Annotated in this window: 12 protein-coding genes; 4 read left to right on the top strand and 8 right to left on the bottom strand. The window is 58.3% G+C overall.

Translation table 11 applies throughout. The annotated features are described in order from the left end of the window. From AC6LJ9_RS16360 to AC6LJ9_RS16345, 4 genes are all read right to left on the bottom strand, one after another. A partial coding sequence (locus AC6LJ9_RS16360; protein ID WP_498148374.1) for a hypothetical protein occupies positions 1–234 on the bottom strand: 234 nt, incomplete at its 3' end. A gap of 163 nt (positions 235–397) precedes the next feature. Further along, on the bottom strand, positions 398–1,363 hold the full coding sequence (locus AC6LJ9_RS16355; RefSeq protein ID WP_498148373.1) for a FecR family protein: 966 nt from the start codon (positions 1,361–1,363) through the stop codon (positions 398–400). A gap of 16 nt (positions 1,364–1,379) precedes the next feature. Continuing rightward, on the bottom strand, positions 1,380–1,928 hold the full coding sequence (locus AC6LJ9_RS16350) for an RNA polymerase sigma factor (protein WP_498148372.1): 549 nt from the start codon (positions 1,926–1,928) through the stop codon (positions 1,380–1,382). A gap of 4 nt (positions 1,929–1,932) precedes the next feature. After that, positions 1,933–2,622: a TonB C-terminal domain-containing protein gene (locus AC6LJ9_RS16345; protein ID WP_498148371.1), complete on the bottom strand. Its 690-nt coding sequence runs from the start codon at positions 2,620–2,622 to the stop codon at positions 1,933–1,935. 686 nt (positions 2,623–3,308) lie between these two features. Here AC6LJ9_RS16345 and AC6LJ9_RS16340 point away from each other — a divergent pair. After that, on the top strand, positions 3,309–3,818 hold the full coding sequence (locus AC6LJ9_RS16340) for a hypothetical protein (RefSeq protein ID WP_498148370.1): 510 nt from the start codon (positions 3,309–3,311) through the stop codon (positions 3,816–3,818). Positions 3,819–3,820: 2 nt separating this feature from the next. On the opposite strand, the gene AC6LJ9_RS16335 is transcribed toward AC6LJ9_RS16340, so the two are convergent. Next, positions 3,821–4,048, bottom strand: coding sequence for a helix-turn-helix domain-containing protein (locus AC6LJ9_RS16335; protein ID WP_498148369.1), 228 nt, complete (start codon positions 4,046–4,048; stop codon positions 3,821–3,823). 113 nt (positions 4,049–4,161) lie between these two features. On the opposite strand from AC6LJ9_RS16335, the gene AC6LJ9_RS16330 reads away from it, so the two are divergent. The 3 genes from AC6LJ9_RS16330 to AC6LJ9_RS16320 all read left to right on the top strand — a co-directional run bounded on the left by AC6LJ9_RS16330 (position 4,162) and on the right by AC6LJ9_RS16320 (position 6,562). After that, the gene (locus tag AC6LJ9_RS16330) at positions 4,162–4,641 is read left to right on the top strand and encodes a hypothetical protein (protein WP_498148368.1); all 480 of its coding nucleotides are present in this window, start codon (positions 4,162–4,164) and stop codon (positions 4,639–4,641) included. Between the two features lie 40 nt (positions 4,642–4,681). Next, on the top strand, positions 4,682–5,044 hold the full coding sequence (locus AC6LJ9_RS16325) for a hypothetical protein (RefSeq protein ID WP_498148367.1): 363 nt from the start codon (positions 4,682–4,684) through the stop codon (positions 5,042–5,044). Positions 5,045–5,590: 546 nt separating this feature from the next. After that, positions 5,591–6,562 carry a site-specific integrase gene (locus tag AC6LJ9_RS16320; protein ID WP_498148366.1) on the top strand — a complete coding sequence of 324 codons (972 nt, stop codon included), beginning with the start codon at positions 5,591–5,593 and terminating at the stop codon, positions 6,560–6,562. A 29-nt stretch (positions 6,563–6,591) separates the two neighbouring features. Here AC6LJ9_RS16320 and AC6LJ9_RS16315 read toward each other — a convergent pair whose 3' ends face one another. The 3 genes from AC6LJ9_RS16315 to AC6LJ9_RS16305 are packed head-to-tail and all read right to left on the bottom strand — an operon-like array spanning position 6,592 to position 9,887. Beyond that, the gene (locus AC6LJ9_RS16315; RefSeq protein WP_498148365.1) at positions 6,592–7,677 is read right to left on the bottom strand and encodes a protein kinase domain-containing protein; all 1,086 of its coding nucleotides are present in this window, start codon (positions 7,675–7,677) and stop codon (positions 6,592–6,594) included. After that, complete coding sequence (locus AC6LJ9_RS16310) at positions 7,674–8,741, bottom strand: serine/threonine-protein kinase (RefSeq protein WP_498148364.1); 1,068 nt, start codon at positions 8,739–8,741, stop codon at positions 7,674–7,676. The genes AC6LJ9_RS16315 and AC6LJ9_RS16310 overlap by 4 nt, the downstream gene beginning before the upstream one ends. A gap of 3 nt (positions 8,742–8,744) precedes the next feature. Beyond that, a complete protein-coding gene (locus AC6LJ9_RS16305) occupies positions 8,745–9,887 on the bottom strand; it encodes a PP2C family protein-serine/threonine phosphatase (RefSeq protein ID WP_498148363.1) in 1,143 nt (380 codons plus the stop codon). Between the last annotated feature and the right edge of the window lie 35 nt (positions 9,888–9,922).

Raw genomic sequence — 9,922 nt, 5'->3', positions numbered from 1 at the left:
CCCCGCCACGCTGCGGGCGGGCACCCGCCGGCTGGCCTGCGTCGGCGCCTGCGCCGCGCCCTTGGCGGCGAACCAGCCGGGGCTGAAGGCGGCCGGCGCGGCCTGGGCCGCCGGCGTCAGGCCGCCGGCCGCCAGCAGCAAGGCAAGCGCCGCCGGCACGGGCTTGAGGCGGACCGCCTTCGAGGCGGCCTCCATCGAGCGGGTCACGGGGAACTTGCATGGACGCGATGTCATGGCGGGCAATCCTGATCCGAGTAGCCAAATGGGTATCGGCCAACCGACGGCGCAATTGCGCGCGTGACGGCGGCCCATACTCCAATGACGCGATTCGGCGCGGGAATGGCTACCGGAAAGGAGCGACTATTTTGTAACGGCGGCATGGCGCAGCCGTGCGGGCTCAGCTCAGCAGCACGATGCCGCCCGGCAGCTGCGTCAGCTGCGCACCGTACAAGTCGCGCAGCATGCGCAGCGCCAGGTCGGTCTGCGTGATGGCGAAGCGCATGCGCACGCGGCGCGCGGCCAGGGTCGAGTTGTGCAGCAGCACGCGGCCGGGACGATAGCGGTTGATCTCGTCCACCACCTCGGCCAGCGTCTGCCCGGAGAAGCTGAGCGTGCCGCTGCGCCAGGCGTCGACCATCGCCAGGTCGGCGGTCACCGCCGCCCGCAGTCCCGACTGGTCGTAGTACAGCTGCTGGCCCGATGCCAGCGTGCGCCGGCTGCCCGCCTGCTCCACCTCGACGCTGCCCTGCAGGCAGGTGACGCAGACCTGCGGGCCGGTGTAGCGCAGGTTGAAACGCGCCTGCCGCGCATGCGTGGCGCCGGCGCCGGCGTAGACGGTCACGGCGTCGTCGCCGCCGCCGGCATCGACCTGCGCTTCGCCAGCGACCAGCTCGATAGCCTTGCCGTCAGGCATCGCCGCGCGGCGGTTGATGCGCGTCTGCGTGTTCATCCGCACTGTCAGCGCATCCGACAGCGCCACGTTGCGTTGCTCGGCGGTGCCGGTGCGGAAATCGGCGGTGTAGTCCAGCAGCGAGGGCCACAGCGACAGCGGCGGCCACACGGCCAGCGCCGCGCCGCCTGCGGCCACCGCCGTGCCGAAGAAGGCCCGGCGACCCGGGCTGGCAAGACGCCGCGCGGGTGGATGCGCCAGGCAGGGATCGCGGCTGGCGGCCCGCTTGAGCACCGGGTCCATCTCCTGCCACAGGCGCGCCACTTCGTTCCAGGCGCGCGCGTGCGACGGGCTGCTGGCGCGCCACAGCTTGAAGGCCTCGGCGTCGCCGCGCGTCGCGCCGCGATCGCGCAGGCGCAACCACCATTGCTCGGCTTCGCGCCGCAGGCGGTCGTGATCGTCGGAAGGGTTCATGGCGCCAAGCATCGTGTCAGAATTTCCGCCGGCCCACAATATCGCCATCGGCCACGGCCTGCGTGTCCGCCAGCCGCAGCCGGCAGTGGCGCATCGCGGCGGCCAGCTCCTTCTTCACCATCGCCACCGAGATCTGGAAACGCTCTGCGATCTCGGCGTTGAGCAGGCCATCCACGCGCGCCGCGGCCAGGATCGCGCGCTGTCGCGGCGGCAGCTCATCCATCGCCGCTTCCAGCGCCTGCACGTCCAGCCTCGCGGCGACCACGCGCTGCGGATCGGCGGTTTCGTCCACTACCTGCAGCAGCGCCTCGCGCTCGTCGTCGTCCAGCAGCTCGCGGCTGCGGCGCCAGTCGTCGGTGGCGATGCGCGCCGCCATGCGCAGCAGATAGGCATCGGGATTCAGCACCGGACTGGCGGGCCGGGCGGCGTCCAGCTTGATCCAGGTCTCGTGCAGCGCGGCCTGCGCCTGGTCGCGCGAACCGACGATGCGTTCCAGGCTGCGGCGCAGCTCCGGATAGCGGGCGATCAGCCGCAGGCGCAACAGCGCGGCGGAGAACATCGACATGCCGCTACTCCGCCGGCCGACGCGCGGCCGGGCAGTTGGCGCCGCCGGGCAGCAGCAGCACCGAGACGGGCTGCGGCATGCCCGCAGGCGGCGGCGCGCCCACGTCCATGCCCTGCACGGCGCGCGTCACGGCCGCGTCTACCCGCAAGCTGCCTGTCGTGTCCAGCAGCCGCAGCCGGCTTACCTGCCCGCTGTCATCCACGCGCAGCTGCAGCGCCAGCCGGTACGCGCCCGGCCTGGCGGCCGCGTTGCCGCACAGGCTGCGCAGCAAGGCCTTCTGCACCCGGCCGACATAGCCGCTGAAATCCGCGTCGCCGCTGCGCGCCCCCGGAATGTCGCGGGCGTCCAGCACCGCCGCCGAGGGCGCGGAAGCCGGCGCGGGCGCGGCGGGCTCGTAAACCACGATGGCCTCGCCATCGGTCTTGCGGATGCGCAGTCCCGAGCCGTCCAGCAACAGGCGCAGCGCCTCCAGCACGGTGTAGCGGCCCGACAGCGCGGGCGCGGGCCGGCGCGCATGGCGCTCCTCGACCAGCACCGCCACGCCGGCCACGTGGCCGATCGCCTCCAGACTGTCGCCCAGCGGCTGCGCGGACAGCGCATAGGCATGACGCTCGCCGGCCAGGCGGTCCGCTTGCGCGGCGGCGGACGGCGGCTCGCCCGTGCCGTTCGTCTGGGCGGACGTGTCGGGGCACATCAGACACACGCCTGCCAGTGCCAACACACTGAGCGGCGCCGGGATGCAACTCATCGCGCGAAATCGGGCATGGGATGGAGGGGAAATGGCCAGGGCGCGGCCGGACCGGGCTACGCCGGCCAGCAGGCTAGCCCAGGGAAATGACCCTGCCATGACAGTTGTGACAGGCGAGTGCTGCGGCAGACGCCATGGCAGCCCTGGCCTCGAGCGAGGCCAGACGACAAAAACCCGCGTTCTTCAAGAAGAATCGCGGGTCTTGTCTTGCATGTCCAGGTGAACCTGAAGCATTGAATTGGTGCGACGGCGAAACTCGAACCACATAGGTAAATTACTCCGCTTATCAGCCAAACCTACTCAAAAACATACTCAAATTTGGCTGTCTGGCCGCTTCTTCGTTGCCAGAGCGACCCGCTACGGGGCCGACCTCTTCAAGACAACGCCGCCCTCTCGTTGCCAACTGCCAAAGTTATTTTGTTGTTGATCCGACACGGCAGCCACACCTAAGCTGGTTTTAGCACGCCAGAGCTTAGCCCTCGGCGCGCCCCTCAACCAGCGCCGCAACGCTGCCAGAAAGACGGCTGCTTCAACAGCGATCTGCGCTTTCCGCCTCTCCCCGATTGTCCATTGAGTGCCCCTGATGTCCCTGGGCGGCCTCGTTGCGCGCACCTGAAACCAAGGAATGTGTCATGTCCAACATACCCAGCACCGTAACCTCGACCGCGGAGGGCTTCCGGCCCGCCTTCGCTCGCATCGCGCAGAACGGCGACTTCGATTGTGCCTTCGCGTGCATCGCGAGCATCACAGGGAAGCCGCTTGCAGAGGTCCGCGAGCTCGCAGTGAACCGGTTCAAGCATCCCGCGCATGGTCCCTACTGGATCACCGAAGACCTGATTGCCGGACTTCTGGCGCACTACGGCTGGGTTGCCACGGTCTACAAAGAGGTAAGCAAGCTGGCGGATGTCCCGGATCTGGCCATCGTGATGGTGGACTACGACCCCGACAAGGAAATCGGCCGCCACGTACTGTTCCACCGTGCGTCGGCAAGTCACTCGCCAAAGACCACCATTGCCTACATCGTTGACCCTGCATACTGGATCGAGACGTCCGCGCATGTCCAAACTGACCTCAAGCCGCTTGGCGCGGCTTGGTACATCGGCGTGCATCCCATGGCCACGAAAAGCGCCGCCGGCAAGTAGAGCTAGGGAGTGACCAGTTCCGCCATCGTGACACCGAGTGCGGCGGCGATGCGATCGATGTTGGCGATCGATAGATTGCGTTCCCCGCGTTCCACAGAAGACACGTAGTTCGGATGCAGGCCCGCCCTTTCAGCCACCTGCTCCTGAGTTAGCTGCTTTTCTTTGCGAATGCGGCGCATGTTCGCGGCAAACAACACCTGCGCATCACACTTTTGCGTTGGGTTAGACATGCCGCAGTTTTTCTTATCCCTCCCCCTCATTCCACACACTTTGGGTTTGGTTTTGGTACATTCAGCCCTACAACCAAACTCAAAGTGTGTTTTTTAAACTCTTAACCCTCGATATGCAGATCCAACGACAAACGTTCAGCAGACTCCGCGCACGCAATGCGACCCTCGCCCTTGCAGGAATATTTGCGGCCCTTCTCACGACAGGCTGCGGTGCGGCGGCACCAGGCAATGCGGAAGTCAGGAACTTCCTTGAAGGTCGATTCTCTGGCTGCCCTTTGTGGACCATTTCGAACGCCAGGAAGATCGACAGCGTCCAGCGGGGCGACAAGTACCAACTCGATTACGAAGCCACCCTGACGATCCGTGAAGACTTCGCCCGCAGTACTTACGCCAGCGTTCGCGGATTCGTTGATGACCCTCGCAACAAGCCTTGCATGGGTGAGATGGGCAATGTTGTCGCAGGCATGGCAGGCGCAGTGAACCCGCAAACGCTACAAACCGTCCTGCGAGGCGCGGTGCTACTGATCCAGTCCAAACAAGGATGGCGGCTGCTCGGGCACCCCCAGGAAGAATTCGTCATGCCGGGCCGTTAGCCGTCTGGCCTGGCCCGTACTCAACACTAAGGAATTCGAAATGCGCACCTACGCGTTAGCTTTACTTCTAGCACTATCTAGCCCGGCAGCACTTGCTGGCGCTACCGGCAAATACGTCAAGAAGGGTGGCGTACTCACGGTCAAAGAAACCACACAGGGCGTCCAGTTCGCCTTCAACACCAGCGTTGGTACCCACACTTGCAGTTTGGGGGAAGATGAGCCGCTAATTGCCCGTCCCATTGACGGCTCACGGGCCACGTGGACTTCGGACGATCCGGCTGATCAGTGCGTCGTTCTCCTGAACTTTTCCAATCGCGCCGTCCAAGTCACCACGAAGGGATGCGATAGCTACTGCGGCATGAATGCCGCCGGATCCTTGGCGGGCAAATACAGCCAGAAGTAGCTACGTCAAGTCGCGTCATCCATCGCAAGCGCCAAGGTTACTTGCCTTGGCTCTTTTGCATTCCGCCCGCCTAACACCCCTTGCCTGTCAAAAGCGAAGACCCATGAAAGAACATCAATGCTGCATTCCAGCATCGACCACAGAACGTACCGGCCTACCCATTTCTCTCGGCCAGAGGTCGTGACATCCCCAGGTGCCTTGAATCTGCTGCAGCGGGCAAACCTGAATCCATTCCAAATTCTATTGCGCCATAGGTCTGGTGATTGGGGCGATGTACTCCGGAGGATGCTGCAGCCAACGAAGCGGCGGCGATCCACGACCACCGCATCATATCTACATATGGGGTAGCGGGCGAACGATTATGGATCATCAACGAAGCTGATCGGTCTTCCGTGACGCGCCTGCTGCCACGACACACTGGATATGGAGTCGAACCCAAACAATGACGAATGCGATCACGCGGAACGCCCCTTTGCGTGATCTTCTCGCGATGCTGTTCCTGCTCTGGCCGTCGCTCAGACGCTCAACAAGAGGATTCCACCAATCATGAAAGAAACCAATAGCGATGCCGGCATCGCATCAAGATACCCAATGCCTAAGCCATATCGAAACTCATCAGACGATACTGCTGCTTCGATGACCGTGGAAAATTACTTAGATGCGGCCCGTTCGGCCGCGACAAAGAAAGCGTATGCAGCAGATGTTGCTCACTTTCTGGCCAATGGTGGAAAGCTGCCCGCGACTTCAGCACAACTCTGCGCGTATCTGGCCAACCTCGCTGCAACTTCGGCCGTAGCGACCATCGAACGAAGGCTGATCGGTATCCACCGTGCCCATCAAGATCGAAACTTGGAGTCTCCTGTCACGCATGTCACGGTGAGACAGACCATGCAAGGGATACGCAGAACGCTGGGCACTGCGCAGCGCCGTGTGCGCGCGATCGTCAAAGATGATCTATTGGAACTTCTTGTTTTGATCGACCAGCAAAAGCCGATAAAAGCAGCGCGGGACAGAGCACTTCTACTGATCGGCTTTAGCGGTGCATTCAGGCGAGCTGAACTCGTGGGGATTCAGTATGAAGACCTCACTGAAGTAAGCGAAGGCATTGAGATCCTATTGAGACGCTCCAAGACAGATCAAAATGGTGCGGGGCGCACAATATTCATTCCTCGCTCTAACGGTGCGAGATGCCCTGTTACTGCATTGGATCAATGGAAAGGCCTAAGCGGCATTGTTTCCGGTTACGTCTTTCGAAGCATAACGCGCCACGACGCCGTGGGAAAAAACCCGCTTACGAGTCAATCTGTGGCACTAATTCTGAAAGCTGCATATCAACGCAACGGAGGTGACCCCAGCCTCGTTGCCGGCCATAGCCTCCGGGCCGGATTTGTCACCACTGCAGCAATGGCCGGCCTGCCACCTTTTCAGATCCAACAACAGACAGGTCACAAATCAACGGCCTCTCTAGCACGATACATACGTCCTATTGATCGCCAAAAGCTTCCAAGTCTGCTGTAGAAGTTCAGACTGATAAACCCAACACCACCCTAGGACTCATACGACTTTATTTTAATCAAAGGATATGCCCTTGGCGCCCCTCCACCATCATAAGCAGAAAACAAGACACTATCCCCCTTCTTGAGCTCATCGAAAACACCATAGAGACTATTTTTATGAAAAAACACATCTCCTGATTGGCACGAAATGAATCCCCACGCGTTGTGATCAATACGCTTCACCACCCCTTCCCCTCGAAAACTTAGGGAATAACACAGATTTCCAGCCATTTTTACCAACTGATCAGCCGTAGGGCGATCATCGGGACTCTTTGAAAGACACTTAAAAACGACTTCCAATATCTCCCTTGCCAAAGGCGAAAACTGAGGATTTTTTAATACAAAAGCTGGTGGCTCAGGCAACTTAGCATCCATGATTTTTCTCACTGCGCGAAGCCCAGATCCGAAGGGCATTTCGCCCGTCAACAGTTGGAAGACCATAGCGCCCGTAGACCAGATATCTACCGCACGAGACACATTTTTCGGGGTATCAATTGCTTCAGGAGCCATGTAAGGAAGAGCTCCGATAGCCGTGGCCGAAGTGGTCAAAGTAGCATCACCTCCCTCCACCGCCTCCACCAGCTCCTCTTCGGTCATTTTGGCGATTCCGAAGTCGGTTATTTTCACCTCCTCTGGAGAATAGCCACCGACAACCATGAGATTCGTTGGCTTTAAATCCCTATGTATTACGCCAGCATGATGAGCAGCAGCCAAGCCTTTAGCAACATGATGGAGAATCCTCGCCACCATGTAAGGATCCAAAAACGAAGCTCTCGTTAGCATTGCCTTGCTGAGATCAGCGCCTTGAATCAACTCTTCAACTAAAAACTGCCTACCCCCTTCACTCACATAATCAAGAGTTTTAGCAACATTAGGATGATTCACCTTGGCAGCAACTACTGCGCTCCGGTGAAATCGCTTAGTTGCCACGCTATTTTGGGGCGTCTTCAACGCCACGTGTCGATCTGAAAGACGATCTTTTGCAGCATAGACGAATTGCATGCCGCCCTTGTCTATATAACGCAAAACCTCATACCTATCGCCTATTAGATCTCCAGTTGCGAGTGGCCCTGTCACAGAACAATCTCCGGGTGAGAAATGTCAAAAGTAATAAACTTACGCTCATTAGCGCGGCGCTGAGCATTACCAAGCGAAATAACACTAGCGCCTGGCATGCTCATCCCCACTGGGACGATCTTATTATTAATTTCCACCTCTCCCGCCACATCATCCACAACAAAAGAGAAGCCGTCATATTTGATATGTATCTCCCCTACGTTTGCGAAAGTGAGCTTAACTAGGCGATTTTCAGAATCAAGCCGGAAACTCTTCTCAGAATATACTAGCAGCGCACGATGCCGATCTCTTAACAAGTAACGTGCGAGAGCATCCCGTACCGCGACCATGGTTGGCCGAGCGGCCGGATTGGGGTTCAAACATGAATCCAATAGCGAAACGACATCTTGTAGAAACGGCAGATGCTGCAGAGGCTCAGCAAAATAACTCACGCCCCGATGAACTGGTGGCTGTTCGAGCAGATCCTTTGGCAATCCATTGAGAGTCAGATACAGGGCAGACGCACCAAATGCGTAGGTATCCACCGCCTGAGTGAACCGATATGGCGGATAATATAACTCCGGAGCAGCAAACCCCCGCGTTCCAATGAAGGCTTTGGTCATTGCGCCGCCACCCTCTAAACGCGCCAAACCAAAATCGAAAATCTTTAGAATTCCCTCTGCATCGATTTTCATGTTGTTTGGCTTGATATCCCGATGGATTACTCCAAGAGCATGAATATCGGCAATCCCCGCAGCAATTTGCCACAATATTTTGCATAAATCGTGTGGAGAATCAAGCACCAACTTGGCTTCAAAGAGATCAGAACCCTCGATCAACTCTTGGACTATGCCCATTTCGCCCGCAGACGTTTTCACCAGGTCATAAATTTGAACAACGTGCTTTGATCTGAGCTTGAAAAGGGAATTAACCTCATCCTCGACTCGACCCCTATCTACCCCTTGATTTACAAATTTAATGGCGACTGAGCGCTCGAGGACAACATCTTGGCAGATTAAAACGTCTGACATTCCGCCAGACATTACTTCCCCTGTGGGCCTATAACGGTCAGGAATTTGGCGCATGTCTTATTTCTTTTTAAATTCAATGCCCAATTGCGGCTCGTCTTCATTGAGGGATAGGTCGGATTTCACTATTTTCCGTCTCCTTGACCTAGGAGTTCGCGTCCTCTTATTCTCTGACGGCGATACACCTTTTTCGTCCTCTCGTTCTGCCACGTCCTGCTGAGCAAGATGGGGGGACGATTCAAAACCTAAACGGCCACCTGGTTCGATTCTCGCTGGCTCTCTCACTTCCCCTACCCGATTTCGCCCCAAGGTCGGCCAAATCAGCTGAATCTCATTAAATGCATCCCATATTTCGATAGAATCATCAGGAGGTGCCGCTCCTCCGTCAAGCTCGGCAGTGAGAGCATCCATGCGTAAAGCTACAGCAGATGCATTATCTGGCCCCCCAAGCATTTTCGCAAGATCAATAAGTCTTCGAACGCTGATTCCTATATCTGCAGAAAAATAGATGATTTTCTCAAGATAAGCTTCCTCAATAAAGTGAACACCGTCGGATGTCAGAAAAAGCGCTCCATCCTGCCCGAAAACGTCCCAATCTATGCACGCTATGTGGGGCTCCATATCGGCCCCGATGCCAACAAACTGGAGTAATTCTGAGCGTCGCTCGCCGCCGGCCACTTTCCCCAGTTGCCCATCAAGAGTATCGTCTTTAGAAAGTTGCTTAAGGGCTCCGCCAGCATATTGATAGACCCTGCTATCACCCACACTTAACCAGCACGGTCGAAAGCCCTTGGCGAACAACAAAGCCACAAGCGTGCATCCTCCTCCGCCTGAGTAAGCTTCATAAACTGCGGCGTTCGCTCGAGCAGCAGCCTGGCGCAGCCAATCTTCGGGCTGCCTAGATCTTTTTTGAGCAACCTGCGAAACTGCGCTGATAAAAGCACCCAGGGCAAGTGCAGCGCATTCCGCGCCGGATCGCAACCCTCCAATCCCGTCAGCCAGAACGGCCAAAATATAAGGGTTTCCATTGAAATCAACGCTGCGGGCTATTGCTGCCCGATCCTCGTTGCCGTCACGTACTGATCCCGTATCCGTGCCGATTGCCGCTCCAACAGGCGCGACTCTGCGCACAGCACCAGAGGTTGTGCGTCGTAGTAGCCAAGCAGCAATCCTTGCTGCAGAATCATCATTGGAAAGGTGCATTCTTGTATATCTTCGTTCTATATAGGAAATTATTT

The sequence above is a fragment of the Achromobacter sp. 1011811831 genome, from assembly GCF_059760905.1.
Note: the sequence above shows the minus strand (reverse complement) of the source record. Positions and strands in the feature narration are given on the sequence as shown.

Coding starts and splice junctions, on each gene's coding strand:
- AC6LJ9_RS16340 (WP_498148370.1), top strand. CDS start 3,309: ATGTCCAACATACCCAGCACCGTAACCTCGACCGCGGAGGGCTTCCGG.
- AC6LJ9_RS16345 (WP_498148371.1), bottom strand. CDS start 2,622: ATGTGCCCCGACACGTCCGCCCAGACGAACGGCACGGGCGAGCCGCCG.
- AC6LJ9_RS16350 (WP_498148372.1), bottom strand. CDS start 1,928: ATGTCGATGTTCTCCGCCGCGCTGTTGCGCCTGCGGCTGATCGCCCGC.
- AC6LJ9_RS16335 (WP_498148369.1), bottom strand. CDS start 4,048: ATGTCTAACCCAACGCAAAAGTGTGATGCGCAGGTGTTGTTTGCCGCG.
- AC6LJ9_RS16330 (WP_498148368.1), top strand. CDS start 4,162: ATGCAGATCCAACGACAAACGTTCAGCAGACTCCGCGCACGCAATGCG.
- AC6LJ9_RS16325 (WP_498148367.1), top strand. CDS start 4,682: ATGCGCACCTACGCGTTAGCTTTACTTCTAGCACTATCTAGCCCGGCA.
- AC6LJ9_RS16305 (WP_498148363.1), bottom strand. CDS start 9,887: ATGCACCTTTCCAATGATGATTCTGCAGCAAGGATTGCTGCTTGGCTA.
- AC6LJ9_RS16310 (WP_498148364.1), bottom strand. CDS start 8,741: ATGCGCCAAATTCCTGACCGTTATAGGCCCACAGGGGAAGTAATGTCT.
- AC6LJ9_RS16320 (WP_498148366.1), top strand. CDS start 5,591: ATGAAAGAAACCAATAGCGATGCCGGCATCGCATCAAGATACCCAATG.
- AC6LJ9_RS16355 (WP_498148373.1), bottom strand. CDS start 1,363: ATGAACCCTTCCGACGATCACGACCGCCTGCGGCGCGAAGCCGAGCAA.